This window comes from Pacificispira sp. HM-600 (genome assembly GCF_977993705.1).
Window position 1 is genome coordinate 1211635 of the sequence record NZ_OZ388079.1, and the last position, 15128, is coordinate 1226762.

16 protein-coding genes are annotated in these 15128 nt (G+C 69.6%); 6 read left to right on the top strand and 10 right to left on the bottom strand.

Annotated elements, in window-relative coordinates:
- Positions 1 to 4: 4 nt before the first annotated feature.
- From ACXZ1E_RS05685 to ACXZ1E_RS05705, 5 genes are read right to left on the bottom strand one after another with little or no spacing between them, the layout of a single operon-like run.
- Positions 5 to 613 (bottom strand): GNAT family N-acetyltransferase, encoded by a 609-nt coding sequence (locus ACXZ1E_RS05685; protein ID WP_458042432.1) that lies wholly within the window; start codon positions 611 to 613, stop codon positions 5 to 7.
- Complete coding sequence (locus ACXZ1E_RS05690) at positions 610 to 1764, bottom strand: sulfate/molybdate ABC transporter ATP-binding protein (protein ID WP_458042433.1); 1155 nt, start codon at positions 1762 to 1764, stop codon at positions 610 to 612. The genes ACXZ1E_RS05685 and ACXZ1E_RS05690 overlap by 4 nt, the downstream gene beginning before the upstream one ends.
- Positions 1761 to 2585 (bottom strand): ABC transporter permease, encoded by an 825-nt coding sequence (locus ACXZ1E_RS05695; protein ID WP_458042434.1) that lies wholly within the window; start codon positions 2583 to 2585, stop codon positions 1761 to 1763. The genes ACXZ1E_RS05690 and ACXZ1E_RS05695 overlap by 4 nt, the downstream gene beginning before the upstream one ends.
- Entirely contained in the window at positions 2582 to 3397 is an 816-nt protein-coding gene (gene modA, locus ACXZ1E_RS05700) for a molybdate ABC transporter substrate-binding protein (RefSeq protein WP_458352063.1), read from the bottom strand. Before modA ends, ACXZ1E_RS05695 begins: the two co-directional genes overlap by 4 nt.
- A gap of 8 nt (positions 3398 to 3405) precedes the next feature.
- Positions 3406 to 3798, bottom strand: a complete 393-nt coding sequence (locus tag ACXZ1E_RS05705) for a TOBE domain-containing protein (RefSeq protein ID WP_458042436.1) — start codon at positions 3796 to 3798, stop codon at positions 3406 to 3408.
- 120 nt (positions 3799 to 3918) lie between these two features.
- On the opposite strand from ACXZ1E_RS05705, the gene ACXZ1E_RS05710 reads away from it, so the two are divergent.
- The 6 genes from ACXZ1E_RS05710 (at position 3919) to ACXZ1E_RS05735 (ending at position 9326) form a co-directional block, all read left to right on the top strand.
- Entirely contained in the window at positions 3919 to 5055 is a 1137-nt protein-coding gene (locus ACXZ1E_RS05710) for a ThiF family adenylyltransferase (protein WP_458042437.1), read from the top strand.
- Positions 5052 to 6287, top strand: coding sequence for a molybdopterin molybdotransferase MoeA (locus tag ACXZ1E_RS05715; RefSeq protein WP_458042438.1), 1236 nt, complete (start codon positions 5052 to 5054; stop codon positions 6285 to 6287). The genes ACXZ1E_RS05710 and ACXZ1E_RS05715 overlap by 4 nt, the downstream gene beginning before the upstream one ends.
- A complete protein-coding gene (gene moaC / locus ACXZ1E_RS05720; RefSeq protein ID WP_458042439.1) occupies positions 6284 to 6760 on the top strand; it encodes a cyclic pyranopterin monophosphate synthase MoaC in 477 nt (158 codons plus the stop codon). Before ACXZ1E_RS05715 ends, moaC begins: the two co-directional genes overlap by 4 nt.
- Entirely contained in the window at positions 6736 to 7683 is a 948-nt protein-coding gene (locus ACXZ1E_RS05725) for an NTP transferase domain-containing protein (RefSeq protein ID WP_458042440.1), read from the top strand. Before moaC ends, ACXZ1E_RS05725 begins: the two co-directional genes overlap by 25 nt.
- The gene (locus ACXZ1E_RS05730; RefSeq protein ID WP_458042441.1) at positions 7683 to 7916 is read left to right on the top strand and encodes a MoaD/ThiS family protein; all 234 of its coding nucleotides are present in this window, start codon (positions 7683 to 7685) and stop codon (positions 7914 to 7916) included. The genes ACXZ1E_RS05725 and ACXZ1E_RS05730 overlap by 1 nt, the downstream gene beginning before the upstream one ends.
- Before the next feature lie 120 nt (positions 7917 to 8036).
- A complete protein-coding gene (locus ACXZ1E_RS05735; RefSeq protein WP_458042442.1) occupies positions 8037 to 9326 on the top strand; it encodes a DUF222 domain-containing protein in 1290 nt (429 codons plus the stop codon).
- 126 nt (positions 9327 to 9452) lie between these two features.
- Here ACXZ1E_RS05735 and ACXZ1E_RS05740 read toward each other — a convergent pair whose 3' ends face one another.
- The 5 genes from ACXZ1E_RS05740 to ACXZ1E_RS05760 are packed head-to-tail and all read right to left on the bottom strand — an operon-like array spanning position 9453 to position 15122.
- Positions 9453 to 9896: a molybdenum cofactor biosynthesis protein MoaE gene (locus ACXZ1E_RS05740; RefSeq protein ID WP_458042443.1), complete on the bottom strand. Its 444-nt coding sequence runs from the start codon at positions 9894 to 9896 to the stop codon at positions 9453 to 9455.
- On the bottom strand, positions 9893 to 10393 hold the full coding sequence (locus ACXZ1E_RS05745; protein WP_458042444.1) for a MogA/MoaB family molybdenum cofactor biosynthesis protein: 501 nt from the start codon (positions 10391 to 10393) through the stop codon (positions 9893 to 9895). The genes ACXZ1E_RS05740 and ACXZ1E_RS05745 overlap by 4 nt, the downstream gene beginning before the upstream one ends.
- A gap of 4 nt (positions 10394 to 10397) precedes the next feature.
- Positions 10398 to 11990, bottom strand: coding sequence for an SDR family oxidoreductase (locus ACXZ1E_RS05750; protein ID WP_458042445.1), 1593 nt, complete (start codon positions 11988 to 11990; stop codon positions 10398 to 10400).
- Positions 11987 to 14434: an FdhF/YdeP family oxidoreductase gene (locus tag ACXZ1E_RS05755; RefSeq protein WP_458042446.1), complete on the bottom strand. Its 2448-nt coding sequence runs from the start codon at positions 14432 to 14434 to the stop codon at positions 11987 to 11989. The genes ACXZ1E_RS05750 and ACXZ1E_RS05755 overlap by 4 nt, the downstream gene beginning before the upstream one ends.
- A gap of 4 nt (positions 14435 to 14438) precedes the next feature.
- Positions 14439 to 15122 (bottom strand): phosphatase PAP2 family protein, encoded by a 684-nt coding sequence (locus tag ACXZ1E_RS05760; RefSeq protein WP_458042447.1) that lies wholly within the window; start codon positions 15120 to 15122, stop codon positions 14439 to 14441.
- Positions 15123 to 15128: the final 6 nt, after the last annotated feature.

A 15128-nucleotide genomic window follows, 5' to 3' on the forward strand; every position in this document is an offset into this window, starting at 1 on the left:
ACGGCTACAGAACCATCCCGAAGGCCCGCACGCCCTCCTCGGAAGGCAGGGCTTCGAACCCCACGCGCGGGTAGAACGCGACAGCGCCGGCGTTTGCGGCGCTCGCGACGAGATACAGCCCGGAAACGTCCGACGCATGCAACTTCTCGGCGAGCGTCCGGATCAACGAGCGCCCCAGCCCACGGCCCTGGGCTTCGGGCAGCAGGTCGATGTGCAGGTGCGCCGGGTAACGAGCCGCGTGCTCCTCCGCGCCCGCCCGCAGGCCGTCGGCGTGGGCTAAGAAGTGCGCATCTCGAGGGTCGAGCGCGCCCGTCGCATCGGCGTAGCGGCCGCGGCGCGAAGGCCACCACACGTGCCGGAACCACTCATAAAACGCATCCGTATCGGGTGCGGCGACGACATATCCCACGACCCCATTCGGGCCATCGACGACGAAGGCGAAGTCGGGATGCCTCGCCACATAGGGCAGCACGAAGATGTCGGGAAGCAGGGCATCCGACGAGTATCGGCCCGACGCATCCGTGCCCGCGTCTCCGGTCCGGACACAGATCTCGGCCAACCGCGCCTCATCGCCGACACGGAACGGGCGGATCGCGTAGGCCGACCCACTCATGTGCCCGCCGGGGGCGCGAACAGCCGCACGGCCGCGGGCTCGACGCGCACCCGCACGGGGGCTCCCGGGGCGAAACCCGCGTCGACGATGTCGTCGGCCGAGACATCCGCTGCGACCGCCGGCTCGGCCGTGTGCACCCGTGCGCCGACGGGTGTCTGTTCGACACGTACGACCCGCGCGAGCCACGTGCCGGGCGTCGCTTGTTCTTCGGCCGCGAGTCGCAGCGCGCCCGTCCAGGTGGACTCAACGGCGCGTTCGAGGTGCACATCCGATGGCCGGAAGACCGCGGCCAACGCGGCTCCCTCCGGGGCGGCCGCGGCCAGCGACGCGTCATCCGCGGCCCCGATGAGCACCTCGGGGGAAGCGGACTGTGCGCGCCAACGCCCCTCGTGGGCGGTGCCGTGGATCAGGTTCACTCCGGCCACCGTCGCGACGAAGCGCGTCGCGGGTACGCGCAGCACGTCACGCACTCCCCCGGCCTGGGTGACCCGCCCGTCCTCGACCACGATCAGGCGCGTCGCGAGGGCCGCCGCATCGACGGCGTCGTGCGTGACGACCACCGCGGTCGCGTGGGTCGCGGCGAGCTGATCGTGCAGCATGGCACGCACATCGGCGGCGGTCTCGGGATCGAGCGAGGTGAGCGGTTCGTCGAGCAGCAGTACCTGGGGTGAGGTCGCGAGCGCACGCGCGATCGCGACGCGCTGCTGTTGCCCGCCCGACAGCTGAGCCGGCCGACGGTCGCCCATTCCGGGCAGCCCGACGCGCCACAGCCAGTCATCCGCATCGCCGAGCGCCACCTTGCGATCGGTGCCGCGGGCACGGGGACCGAACGCGATGTTCTCGCGCGCCGTCAGGTGCGGGAACAGGCGGGCGTCCTGGCCCAGAAGCACCGCGCCGCGCTGGGCCGCCGGGATGTGACGGTGCGCACGGGGACGCGGCCGCGCGACGGATGCGACATCCCGCTCGCCGATTCGGATGTTCCCGTCACTCAACCGGGCCAGGCCCGCGATCGCCGCGAGCAGGGTCGACTTGCCGGCCCCGCTCGGGCCCATCACCGCGACGACCTCGCCGGGCGCGCACGCGATCTTCGCCTCGACCCGGAAACCCTTGCGCGTCACGACGATGTCGGCCGCGAGCGCCGCGCCGGTCATTCCGCAACCCCCGTCGTTCCGCGAGTCGGACGCCAGGCCCGCACCAGCAGCAGCACCAGGATCGCGGTCACGAGCAAGAGAAGCGAGAGCGCCACCGCGGTCCCCTGCCCGATCCCCGAGCCGTTGAAGGCCGTGTAGATCGCGAGGGGCATCGTCTGAGTCACTCCCGGTGCGTTGCCGGCGAACAGGGCCGTCGCCCCGAACTCACCGATCGCCCGAGCGAAGGCCAGGATCACCCCGGCGACCAGGCCGGGCGCGGTGAGGGGCAGCGTGACGCGCCAGAGGATCCGCCATCGGCCCGCCCCGAGCGTCGAGGCGGTGCGCTCGAATTCGACGCCCGCGGTGCGCATAGACCCCTCGAGGGCGAGCACGAGGAAGGGCAGCGCGACGAAGGTCTGCGCGAGGATGACCGCGGTCGTCGAGAACGGGATCTGGATGTCCCAGCTCTCCAGCGCCTGCCCCAGCGGACCCGTGCGACCGAACAGGAAGAGCAGGGCGACGCCGCCCACCATGGGGGGCAGCACGAGCGGCACGGTGACGATGACGCGCAGGAGTGCCGAGACTCGCGGCCCCGAACGGGCGATCACGAGGGCGAGCGGAACGCCGAGGATGACGCAGATCACGGTCGCGACGACTCCGGTGCGGAGCGATAGCCAGAGTGCGTCGAGGGCCACGGGCGAGGTGATGTCGTCCCACAGGGTCGACCATTCGACCCGGGCGACGAGCGCACCCAAGGGGACGATCAGCAGCGCGAGGCCGAGAACCGCGGGGAGAGCGAGGATCGGGGGGACGAATCCTCCCGTGCCCCGGGCGAGCCTCACGGAGTCCCCGAGCCCGACTGAGGGGATCCCGCAACACCGAAGCCGGCGTCGGCGAGGATCTTCTGCCCTCGGGCACCGAGCACGAATTCGACGAAGGCGGCCGCTGCCGCGGGATTGTCGGCTTCCGCGAGCGCGGCGATCGGATACCTGTTGACGACGTCTGTCGCCCCGTCGGGCACGATCGACTCAACGTCATCGCGGCCGATGACATCCGTCCGGTAGACGAGCCCCGCGTCCGCCTCGCCCGTCGCGACCTTGGTCAGTACGACCGTGACGTTCTGTTCCACGCTGACGGGCCGCTCCGTCACCCCCGCGTTGGACAGCAGGGTCGCGGATGCCGCGCCGCATGGCACCTCGGGGGCGCACAGCACGATCGACAGCTCGGGGTTCGCCAGATCGTCGAGCGATGTCACTTCGCCCGGGTTGCCCGCGGGAACGACGATCACGAGCCTGTTGCTCGCGAACAGCTCGGCGGATCCCTCGACCAGTCCGGCGTCTTCGACGCTCGCCATGTTCGTCTCGTCAGCTGCGGCGAACACCTCCGCGGGCGCTCCCTCGACGATCTGTCGGGCCAGAGTGCTCGATCCGTCGTATACGAGGGGAAGGATATCGACTTCGGGGTTCTCGTCCTCGAATTCGTCGGCGATCCGATCGAACGCCGTCCGAAGTGATGCCGCGGCATAGACCGACAGGCTTCCCGAGAGTTCTCTGGAAGCAGATGCCTCCGGCTCCGTCCCGGGTGATGCCGAGCACCCGGCGAGCACGAGAGCAGCGGCCGCAGCGATCGCGATAGCTCGACCGGCTCCCCGCACCCGCCCACTCATTCGCGCGGCGCTTCAACGATGACGTTCGTGGCCTTGACGACCGCGACGGCGAGGGACCCCACCTCGAGCTGCATCTCGTGCACCGCCTCGGCCGAGAGCAGCGAAACGACGCGATGCGGTCCGGCCTGGATGTCGAGCTGCGCCATGAGTCCGTCGATCTGCACGCGCGTCACGAGTCCGACGAACCGATTGCGGGCGCTCGAGAGGACATCCGTGGGGTCGTCGGCGGCGCGGGCGAGCTCGACCGCGCGTGCGGCGAGCGCGTCTCCGGCGATCTCGGCGGGCGTGGCGCCGGTCGTCGGGAGGAGGTCCTGCTCGACCCAGCGGCGCAGGGTGTCATCGCTCACCCCGAGCAGCCGGGCTGCCTCGGCGATCTTGTAGCTGCGCATAGCGCGATGTTACCTCCGCACAAGCGGACGTATCTCGCGAATATGTCCGCCCCTGCGGATCGGCTCCGAGTCGTCATGCGCTCCCACCCCGGTCACCCGTCACCGGATTACCCTGGGCTCATGCCCTTCCCACCCCTCGTCGAGCCCGTCGCCGCCCTGAGCGAGAGCGAACGAGCGCGCACAGTTCGGCACGCCAGCCTCGCCGGGTTCGGCGAGCTCGGGCAGCGTCGCCTGCGCGCGGCGCACGTCGCCGTCGTCGGTGCCGGCGGCCTCGGGTCGCCCGTCCTGCTCGCGCTCGCGGCAGCCGGCGTCGGCACACTCACGGTCATCGATGACGACGCGGTCGAGGCATCCAATCTGCAGCGCCAGGTGATCCACTCGCTCGCCGACGTCGGCCAGCCCAAGGTCGACAGCGCTGCCCAGCGCATCGCGGGTCTGTCACCCGCAACGGAGGTGCACGGTCGCAAGACCCGCATCAACGGCACGAACGCGCTGGAACTCCTGGCCGGAGCCGACCTCGTGATCGACGGCAGCGACACCTTCGACACGCGCGAGGCCGTCGCAGCCGCGTGCGAGGCGCTCGGTGTGCCGCTCGTATGGGGCACGGTGCAAGAGTTCGCCGCCCAGGTCACGGTGTTCTGGAGTGCACCCCCCGCGGGCACGGAGCCCATTCGGCTCGGCGACCTCTACCCCTCCGGCAGCGTCGGCTTCGTGCCGACCTGTGCCGACGTCGGTGTGCTGGGGGCTCTCTGCCTGCAGGTCGGTGGCCTGATGGCGATCGAGGCGATCAAGCTCATCGCGGGCATCGGCGAACCCCTGCTCGGCCGGGTGCTCGTGATCGACAGCCTGCGCGCCCGGCAGCGTGAGGTCCCGCTGCGACCCGCCGGCGCCGAGGCATCCGCCCCTCCGGCACCCGCCTCCCCGGTGGTGCCTTCCTCGGTCCCCGAGATCTCGGCGGACGACCTCGCGGCCGCCCTCGCGGCCGGCACGGCTCCGACGATGATCGACGTGCGCGAGCAGCACGAACTCGCGAGCGGCACCGTTCCGGGCTCCCACCACCTCCCGCTGGGTGCCGTGCTGGCCGACCCGACCGCGTTCGCCGAGTCGATCGGCGGGCCCGTTGTGGTGATCTGCCAGGCGGGCGTCCGGGCAACCCGCGCTGCACGGGCGCTCGCTTCCGTTGGCGTCGACGCGATCGTCATGACGGGCGGGATGGATGCCTGGGCCACGATGCACCTCGCGACGGCCGGCGCATGAGCCTTCGCACGGTCGAAGAGCACCTCGCCGAGATCCTCGCCGACGTCCGCCCGACCGACACCGCCGACCTTCCTCTGGCCACAGCATCCGGGCGCACACTCGCGGGCCCCGTGCTCGCGCGGGTAGACATTCCCGTTTTCGACAACTCCGCGATGGACGGCTTCGCCGTGCGTTTCGCGGACGTGCGGTCGGCTTCGACCGAGGCGCCCGTCGCGCTCCGTGTCGTCGCCGATCTACCCGCCGGCACGGATCTGGATCCCCTGATCGGTCCCGGCGAAGCGGCCCGCATCATGACGGGATCACCCTTGCCCACGGCCGCCGACACGGTCGTGCCGTTCGAGGACACGGTCGGCGGCCTCGACGATTCCCTCGACCGAGCGGTCGTGCTCGTGGCACCGCGCGCGGACGGCACCCACGTGCGACGCCGCGGGGGCGACGCCCACACCGGGGACGAGATCATCCCGGCGGGCGTTCCGCTGGGAGCCCTGCAGCTCGCGGCCGCGGCGGCGGCGGGCGTGCCGCGTGTGTCGGTTTTTCGCGCACCTCGGGTCGTCGTCCTCTCGACGGGTACCGAGCTCGCCGAGCCCGGCGCGACCCTCCGTCGAGGTCAGATCCCCGAGTCCAATTCGGTGCTGCTGTCCGGGCTTGCGCGAGAGGCCGGAGCCGAGGTCATCCATGTCGGAAGCGTCGGGGATGACGAAGACGACTTCCGCGCTGTCCTGACATCCGTCGTCGAGGCGGATGTCGTGATCACGTCGGGTGGCGTGAGCGCCGGCGCCTACGAGGTCGTCAAGAACGCGCTGGGATCGGATGCCGCGATCTCGTTCGTGAAGGTCGCGATGCAGCCCGGCAAGCCGCAGGGCTTCGGGGTGCTGCCCGGGGGCGCCCTTTTCTTCGGGTTGCCCGGCAACCCCGTCAGCTCGGCGGTGTCGTTCGAAACCTTCGTACGACCCGCACTCCTCGCCATGCAGGGACGCACGGACCTGCACCGCCCACTCCTGCGACTGCCCGCATCCGAGGGCTGGTCGACCCCACCCGGCCGACGACAGTACCTCCCCGCGGCGATCGATCGCACCGACCCCGCGCGTTGGAGTGTGCGCCCGGCGACGGCTGGCGGCTCGGGCTCGCACCTGGCGGGCGGTTTGGCCCGGGCAGAGGCCTACGCGATAGTGGCGGCCGAGCTCTCGCGGGTCGAGCCGGGCGACTTGGTCGATGTCATGCTGGTGTCATGAGCTTCACCCACCTGGACGAGTCCGGCCATGCCCGCATGGTCGACGTCACCGACAAGGCGCCGACGGTTCGCTCGGCGACGGCCCGCGGGTTCGTGCGCTGCGCACCCGAGGTCGTCGCGTCACTCCGAGACGGCCGCGTGCCGAAGGGCGACGTACTGGCCGTCGCACGCATTGCCGGCATCCAAGGCGCCAAACGTTGCGCGGAGCTCCTCCCTCTCGCGCACATCATCGGCGTGCACGGGGCATCCGTCGACCTCGCCATCGAAGACGGGGGCGTCGCCATCGAGGCGACCGTCCGAACCGCCGACCGCACGGGCGTCGAGATGGAGGCCCTCACGGCCGTTTCGGTCGCCGCCCTCGCGATCGTCGACATGGTCAAGGGACTCGACAAGTCGAGCTCGATCGAGAACGTCCGGATCACCGCCAAGGAGGGCGGTCGCTCCGGATCGTGGAAGCGCCCCGGCGAGGCGTGACGGGTACCGGCTTCGACGCGATCGTCCTGGCGGGCGGTCGCGCGTCCCGCTTGGGCGGTGCACAGAAGCCGCTCCTCGAGGTCGGCGGCACGGCTCTCCTCACCCGAACCGTCGCGGCGGCACGTTCCGCGGGTGCAAAACGGATCATCGTCGTGGCGGAGCGGATGCTCGATGATCCCCTGCTGGAGTGGGTCCGCGAAGACCCGCCGTTCGGCGGCCCGGTCGCCGCAATCATCGCCGCCCTCCCTCGCGTCCAAGCGGAATGGACCCTCGTGCTCGCCTGCGACCTGCCCGGAATCGAGCCCGCCCTTGCCCTGCTCCCGCTCGACGCACCGGGTCAGGACGGAGCGCATCTGACGGATGCGTCGGGTCGGTCGCAATGGCTGACGGCCCTGTACCGGACCGCCGCACTGCGGGAGGCCGCCGCATCCGTCCCCGACAGCGGACGCGACGCCCCCGTCCGTACCCTCGTGGGTGGACTGCGTCTCATGTCGGTCGAGGCATCCCTGACCGCAACCCGCGATGTGGACACGTGGGAGGATCTTCAGTGGGCCCGTGGTCTTTCGGACACGCCCAGAGAGGATGCCACTGTGCCTGAATCGAAGACCCCGTCTGAATCACAGTCCCCGTCTGGATCACAGTCCCCGTCTAAAGCGTCGGACCGCACCCTTCCTCCCGAGGCGCTGGATGAGTGGGCCAACGCGCTCGGCGAGCGCTTCGAGCTGGCGAACGACGATGTCCACGTTTCGCTCATCCTCGATCTGGCGCGTGATGTGGCGAACGGTGTGGCTCGTCCCGCCGCCCCCGTCAGCGCGTTCGTCGCCGGGCTCGTCGCCGGCCGCGCCGGTGGTTCACCCGAGTCCGTGCGCGAGGCCGTCCGCGCGATCACGGAGCTCGCGGAGAAATGGGCGGAGAAGCGCTGATGGCGCGCGTCCGCTATTTCGCCGCCGCCGAAGAGGCCTCCGGCCGCGAGGAAGAGGTGCGTTCCGAGCAGACGCTCGGTGACCTCCGTGCCGCGCTCACGAACGATTACCCGGAGCTGGGGCGCATCCTGCCGCGCTGCGCCGTGCTGGTCGGCGGGTCCCGCGCGGGCGACGACGCCGCGCTCGCGAGCGACGTGCTCGTCGACGTTCTGCCCCCCTTCGCCGGGGGCTGAGCGCGCTGTTTGGCCAGAATCTGGAGATGTGAGAACTCTCATCTTTTCGGTTCGGATTCTGGCGTGATGTGGGGGCTTTTCGGGGTTCGGGTGTCGGTGGTGATCCGTAGAGTTTAGAACATGCATTCGAATAACAGTCGCGTCGCTGACATCTGCGACGTCGATACCGAAGCGCGTGACCTCGCGATCCGGTTCGCGGACGCGTCGCGGGCGGTCGCTCGTGCGCAAGCTGCGCAGGCGCGGGTGCTGGCGGATGCGGCCGATCTCGGGATGCGTCGCGTCGCCGAGTTGGGGTCGACGTCCTCGCGTGAGGCGGAACTGCCCGTGCGTTCGCTCGCGGCGGAGTTGGCGGTCGCGGCGTGCATGTCCGATCGCACCGTGCAGGGCCGGATGAACGACGCCGCCGTGTTAGCCGAAGCGTTCCCCGCAACGTTTGACGCGTGGGATGAGGGCCGGGTCAGCGCGCGGCATGTCGCGGTGATCATGGAGCACGGGATGCCGCTCACCGACGCGGACGCGCGTGCCGTGTTCGAGCACGAAGCTGTGGAGCGGGCTGAGGGGACGACACCCGGACGGCTCGGGTCCGCGCTCGCCCGACTGGCAGAGACGCTGCAGCCCCGAACGCTGACGGAACGCCACCAGGAAGCCCGTGCTTCGCGGGGTGTCGGTGTGCGGGACATCGGGGATGGGATGGCAGAGTTCAGCACCATCCAACCCGCGGTACTCGCCCACGGGATGCACGACCGCATCACGCAGCAGGCCAAGGCGATCAAGAACGCCGACCCGTCTGATGCCCGCACGATCGATCAGATCCGTGCCGACCTCGTCGCGGACATGCTCCTCACCACCACACCCGACGCCCAGACCGGCGCGGGAATGTCGGACGGGTTCGGTGGACTCGGGTCGATCCAAGCGATCGTGAACGTCACCATCCCCGCCCTCGCGTTGGCCGGCGTCACGGACGAGCCCGCCGAACTGGTCGGACGGTGCCCGATCGACCCCGCCACGGCCCGGCAACTCGCGGGACACGCGACCGGGTGGGACCGGGTCCTCGCCGACCCCATCACCGGGTGTGTGCTCGCCGTCGACCGGTATACGCCGTCCGCCGACATGAAACGGTTCCTCCGCACCCGCGATCAACACTGCCGATTCCCCGGATGCCGACAACCCGCCCACCGGTGCGACCGAGACCACAGTCTCGACTATGCGTTGGGCGGCGACACCGACGTCTGCAACCTCGCGTGTCTCTGCAAACGACACCACACGTTGAAGGGCGAAACCGCGTGGACCGTCCGACAACTCGGCGGCGGAATCCTGGAATGGACCTCACCCGGTGGTCACATCTACATCGACAAACCCCCACCCGCGCTGGTCCTCTTCACGCCGAATACGGATCCACCACCGTTCTGAGACACCCCGGTCACTGAGCCACACGGTCACTGAGCCTGTCGAAGTGACCCGCTGGACCCTGCCCGCGGGGCACTGAGCTTGGGGCACTGAGCTGGGCGAGTTACCAGCCCCCGCCCGATCAGCCGCTCAGCCGCCGAGGCCCTTCCACGCCGTGGTGCCGTCGGTCTCGACCTGACGCTTCCAGACCGGCAGCTCGGACTTGATGGTCTCGATCACCGTGCGACTGACCTCGTAGGCCTCCGCGCGGTGAGGTGACGCGACGGCGATCACCACGGCGGCATCGCCCACACCGAGCCTCCCGATGCGGTGACTCACGGCGACGATTGCCTCGGACGAACCGATCGCCTCGGACGCGATCCGATGCAGGGTCGTCTCGGCGTCGGGATGCGCCGTGTACTCCAGCGCGACGACGGCACCCGAGGCATCCGGATCGTGATCGCGAACGCGACCGACGAATGTCGTGACCGCGCCGGCCGACGCGTCGTCGACCGCTCGCAGATGCACGTCGAGATCGAGGGCCTCGGTGCTGATCCGGGCGAGGCGAACGGCATGCCGAGTCGTGTCCGTCATGTGTGGTCCCCTCCTGCGAGCTGGTCGATGACATGGCGAGCGACCGACAGGATGATCGGGATCCCTGAGCCCACAGCCGCGGTCGAGCCGGGCAGGTTCACCACGAGCGCCCCGCCGCCGGGCGCATCCACCACACCCGCGAGCCCGCGCGAGAGCATGCCACCCGGCTTCTCGGACGCGCCGATCCGACGAAGTTCCTCCGCAATCCCCGGAATCTCGCGGGTGAGGACGCGAGCGGTTCCCTCCGGTGTCACATCGCGGGGGCTGACACCCGTGCCGCCGGTGGTGACGATCAGCCGAGCGCCCTCGGCGAACGCCGCCCGCAACGCGGCCTCGACGCTGTCAGCGCCATCCGGCACGACCACGGGGTCGCCGCAGTCGAAGCCTCCGTCGCGCAGCCCGGCGACCGCCAAGGGACCACTGCGATCTTCGCGCAGTCCCGCAGCCGAACGATCCGAGACCGTGATCACGACGGCACGGTGCGAAGTAACGGTCACGCTTTCAGCCTATTCGCCCCCGCTGGGCGGCCCGCTCGTTGGCCGCGGTGCCGCGCGTCGACTGCTCGGCGGCCGCGACGATCCGCGCAGCCATCCCCGCGAAGATGAACCCGTGAAACGGCAGCACCGCGAACCAATACAACCGGCCCGAAAGCCCGCGGGGGAAGAACACGGCGCGCTGCTCGTAGCGTGAACCGGATGCCTCCGGCACGGCCTTCATCTCCAGCCACGCAAGGCCCGGCACCTTCATCTCGGCACGCAGGCGCAGAACGGATGGCTCGTCCGCACCGCCGCGCTCGAGGTCCTCTACGCGCCAGAAATCCAGAGCATCACCGACGGCGAGGCGGTCGGGGTTGCGGCGTCCGCGGCGAAGCCCCACTCCCCCCACGAAGCGGTCCATCCAACCGCGCACGGCCCACGCGAGCGGCCACGAGTACCATCCGCGGCTGCCACCGATTCCCTCGATGACCCGCCAGAGCGACTCTGCCGAAGCCGACGTCTTCACGACCCGGGCGTCGGTGAATACGGTACGGCCCGACCAGTCCGGGTCGGCGGGTAGCGGGTCACTCGGCGCATTGTGCACGGCCGCGTCCTGCCAGCTCGTCTCGATGACGCCCTCGCGGACGCGACCGAGTGCCAGCGCAACCGACCGGCGATACGGGGTGAGCCCACCTTCGGGCTGCGGAATCAGGTCGTCGACATCGCGGTTGGCCATGACGCAGTCGTTCTGCAGCGACTCCACGAGGGGCCGCGCCAGAGCCGCGGGGATGGGCGTGACGACTCCGACCCAGTGCGAGGCCAGACGGGGCGTGAGCACGGGCAGCGGGGCGATGGGACGCTGCGGTAGGCCGGCTTCGACGGCGTACCCGTTCATCATCTGCCCGTACCGCAGCACGTCGGGTCCGCCGATGTCGACGGGGCGTGACACCTCGGGGTCGACCCGAGCGGCGCCCAGTAGATAGTGCAGGACATCCCGCACGGCGATGGGCTGGATGTGGTTCCGCACCCATTTCGGGGCCGGCATGTACGGCAGCACCTCGGTCAGGTGACGCACCATCTCGAACGACGCCGAGCCCGAGCCGATGACGACCCCCGCCTGAAGCACGAGTGTCGGCACGCCGCTGTCGAGCAGAGCCTCACCAACCTCGACACGCGAGCGAAGGTGGCGCGAAAGCTCCACACCATCCGGGTGGAGACCGCCGAGATAAACGATGCGTCGAACGCCAGCGTCGGCGGATGCCTCGGCAACAGCGCGAGCGGCAGCCAGGTCGACATCGGCGAAGTCCTTGCCCGCGGCCATCGAGTGCACCAGGTAGTAGAGCACGTCGACGTCCCGAACCGCTTCGACGACTGCCGCGGGATCGGCCGCGTCCCCGACCACGACCTCGACGTCCGCGCCCCACTCGTACGCGGCGACGCGCGAGGCCTGTCGGGCGAGCACCCGCACGCGGTAGCCCGCCGAGATCAGCCGCGGGACGAGACGCGCACCGATGTATCCCGTCGAACCGATGACGAGCGCGCGGGGCGCCTCACCGTCGGGGCGCGGCTGCGCCTGCAATGCTTCTTCGCGCCCTGTGGGGGCAGCGAGTTCGCTCACGCAACGTCCCTATGCTCAAGGCGGATGATGACGGATTTGGATGTCGGTGTGCCCGAGACATCCGCCGTCGAATCCAGGGGCACCAGAACGTTCGTCTCTGGATAGTACGCCGCGGCATTGGCACGCGGGGTGCTGTACGCGACAATCCGGAACTCTTCCGCCCGGCGCTCTTCGATGGTTCCGTCCGCGCGACGCCACTCCGACACCAGGTCGACGATCTCGTCCTCGGCGAAGCCGAGCTGCGCGATGTCTTCCGCGTTGACCATCACGACGCGGCGTCCGCCGTGGATGCCGCGATACCGGTCGTCCTTGCCGTAGATCGTGGTGTTGTACTGGTCGTGCGAGCGGAGGGTCTGCAGCAGCAGCCGCCCCTCGGGGATGACCGGGTACTCGAGGTCGTTGACCGTGAACATTGCCTTGCCGGTCTCGGTCGCAAACGACAGCTCGTCGCGCGGGCCGTTCGGCAGATAGAACGTGCGGCCCTTGGCGATGCGACGGTCGTACTCTTCGAAGCCGGGGATGACGTGCTCGATGTGCAGGCGGATCTGCGAGTAGTCGCGCTCCAGCGCCTCCCAGTCCGCGCGGGGGTAGTTCGCGGGCCTTCCGGCCTCGGGCGGATCGGATTTCGGTTCGCGCTCCTCCTGCGGGGAGCGCTCCGGGTAACCCCGGTCGTGATCCCCGTTGTGAACAGCGGGCCGACCGAACGGACGCGCGGACGGATCCGGCGGGAACAGCAGCCCCGACAGGCGTGTCAGGATCGCGACCTCGCTCAGCAAGTCGTCGGCCGGCGGAACGAGTCGTCCGCGCGAGCCGTGCACGGCGCCCATCGAGTCCTCGACCGTGACGCGCTGCTCGACGCCGCCGCGGATGTCGCGGTCGGTGCGTCCGAGCGTCGGAAGAATGATCGCCCGGCGCCCCGTCACGAGATGCGAACGGTTGAGCTTGGTAGAGACCTGCACCGTCAGGTCGGTGCGGCGCAGCCCCGCCTCGGTAACGGCCGTGTCGGGTGTTGCGCTGACGAAGTTGCCGCCCATACCCATGAACACGCGCACCTTGCCGTCGCGCATGGCCCGGATCGCCTCGACCGTGTCGTAGCCGTGCTCGCGCGGTGCGCTGAATCCGAACTCGGCATCGAGTGCATCGAGGAACGCCGTCGACGGCTTCTCGTAGATGCCCATCGTGCGGTCGCCCTGCACGTTCGAGTGTCCGCGCACCGGGCAGACACCCGCTCCGGGGCGCCCGATGTTGCCCTGCAGCAGCAGCACGTTGACGACATCCCGCAGCGTCGCGACCGAGTGCTTGTGCTGGGTCAGGCCCATCGCCCAGCAGACGATCGTGGCATTAGACTGGCGCACGCTCTCGCCGACCTCGCGAAGCTCCTCCTCCGACACACCCGTCGCGACAACGAGTTCGCTCCACGGCACCTGCCGGATGAAAGCGTCGAACTCGGCGAACCCGCTCGTGTGCGCCGCAATGAAGGCGCGGTCGATCACGCCCGCGGCCTCATCGGACGCGTCGTCCGCCTCGAGTAGGTGCTTCGCGATCGCCTGGAACAGCGCCTGATCGCCGCCCAGCCGAATCTGCACGAACTGGTCGGCGAGCTTGGTGCCCCCGAGAACCATGCCCTTGGGCGTCTGGGGATTCTCGAAGCGCATGAGACCGGCCTCGGGCAGCGGGTTCACGGCGATGATCTTCGCGCCGCGCTCTTTCGCCTTTTCGAGCGCGCTCAACATGCGCGGATGGTTCGTGCCCGGGTTCTGCCCCGCCACGATCAGCAGGTCCGCCTCGTGCATGTCGGTGATCGAGACCGTGCCCTTGCCGATGCCGAGGGTCTGGGTCAGCGCCGACCCGCTGGACTCGTGGCACATGTTGGAGCAGTCGGGGAGGTTGTTCGTTCCGAGCCCGCGGACGAGCAACTGGTAGAGGAATGCCGCCTCGTTCGAGGTTCGACCCGAAGTGTAGAAGACGGCCTGGTCGGGGTCGTCGAGCCCTGCGAGATCCTCGGCGATCGTCCGTAGTGCGTCATCCCACGAAATCGGCCGGTAGTGCGTGGCCCCCTCGTCGAGGATCATCGGATGCGTCAACCGCCCCTGCTGCCCGAGCCACCAGTCGTCGTGGCCATACAACTCGGCGATCGAGTGCTGGGCGAAGAATTCCGGCCCGATGCGGCGGATCGTCGCTTCTTCGGCGACGGCCTTCGCGCCGTTCTCGCAGAACTCCGCGATGTGCCGCTTATCCTCTTCCGGCCACGCGCATCCGGGGCAGTCGAAACCGTCCTTCTGGTTGACCTTCAGCAGAGTCTGCGCTGTGCGCGCGACACCCATTTGGTCGACCGAGATCTGGAGGGCGTGCAGCACGGCGGGAATGCCGACCGCGACCTTTTTGGGCCGGGTGACATGCACGCGGGATTCGTCGATATCTGATGCGGGGGGCTTCTTCGCCATTCCTTCATCGTACGCCGCGAGGGGCGGAATACCTATGGCGATAGGGAACGAGAGGAATCAGGCGGCCGAACACCACGGCAAGCACGAGCGCGGCTCCCGCGCCAGCCAGTGCCCCACCCAGCGTGTCGCTCAGCCAGTGGGCGCCCAGGTATGTGCGTGTGAAAGCCATCAAGAAGACCCACGCAACTCCCGCGAGGATGACCCACAGACGCGGGAAGATCACCGCAAGCGCCACCGCAATCGTCGCCGCGTTCGCGACATGCCCCGAAGGGAACGATCCGAAGTCCGAGAACACGATGATCTCTTCGGGACGCGCACGCCCGAAGAGGCGTTTCAGGACCTGCACGACGAGCGCCGACGCCGCCGACGCCGCAAGGAAGTATGCGGCCGCCCACCATCGCCTCCGGAGCGCGAACAAGCCAGCAACGACGAGCGGGACGACCAGGATGCCGAACCACCCACCGCCCAGCCAGTTCATCGCAAAAGAGACCCAGAGCAAAAACGGGGTGCGCCCCTCGGCCAGCCAATTCGCCCACATGGCGTCGACCGTGAACGGGGCGTTGCCTCGCCCGACCGCGATCCACGCGCCGAGTCCAGCCGCCAGGGCGAGCAGCACGACACCCGTGATGAGCAGGGCTGTCGTGGTGCGTCGCGACGGTGTGCTTGGCGACGGGGCGGTTGGCGGCATCCGTCG

Excerpts from the sequence above, each read along its gene's own strand:
- ACXZ1E_RS05710 (WP_458042437.1), top strand. The coding sequence starts at position 3,919 with ATGCCCTTCCCACCCCTCGTCGAGCCCGTCGCCGCCCTGAGCGAGAGC.
- ACXZ1E_RS05685 (WP_458042432.1), bottom strand. The coding sequence starts at position 613 with ATGAGTGGGTCGGCCTACGCGATCCGCCCGTTCCGTGTCGGCGATGAG.
- ACXZ1E_RS05755 (WP_458042446.1), bottom strand. The coding sequence starts at position 14,434 with ATGGCGAAGAAGCCCCCCGCATCAGATATCGACGAATCCCGCGTGCAT.
- ACXZ1E_RS05705 (WP_458042436.1), bottom strand. The coding sequence starts at position 3,798 with ATGCGCAGCTACAAGATCGCCGAGGCAGCCCGGCTGCTCGGGGTGAGC.
- ACXZ1E_RS05735 (WP_458042442.1), top strand. The coding sequence starts at position 8,037 with ATGCATTCGAATAACAGTCGCGTCGCTGACATCTGCGACGTCGATACC.
- ACXZ1E_RS05715 (WP_458042438.1), top strand. The coding sequence starts at position 5,052 with ATGAGCCTTCGCACGGTCGAAGAGCACCTCGCCGAGATCCTCGCCGAC.
- moaC (WP_458042439.1), top strand. The coding sequence starts at position 6,284 with ATGAGCTTCACCCACCTGGACGAGTCCGGCCATGCCCGCATGGTCGAC.
- ACXZ1E_RS05740 (WP_458042443.1), bottom strand. The coding sequence starts at position 9,896 with ATGACGGACACGACTCGGCATGCCGTTCGCCTCGCCCGGATCAGCACC.
- ACXZ1E_RS05760 (WP_458042447.1), bottom strand. The coding sequence starts at position 15,122 with ATGCCGCCAACCGCCCCGTCGCCAAGCACACCGTCGCGACGCACCACG.
- ACXZ1E_RS05690 (WP_458042433.1), bottom strand. The coding sequence starts at position 1,764 with ATGACCGGCGCGGCGCTCGCGGCCGACATCGTCGTGACGCGCAAGGGT.
- ACXZ1E_RS05730 (WP_458042441.1), top strand. The coding sequence starts at position 7,683 with ATGGCGCGCGTCCGCTATTTCGCCGCCGCCGAAGAGGCCTCCGGCCGC.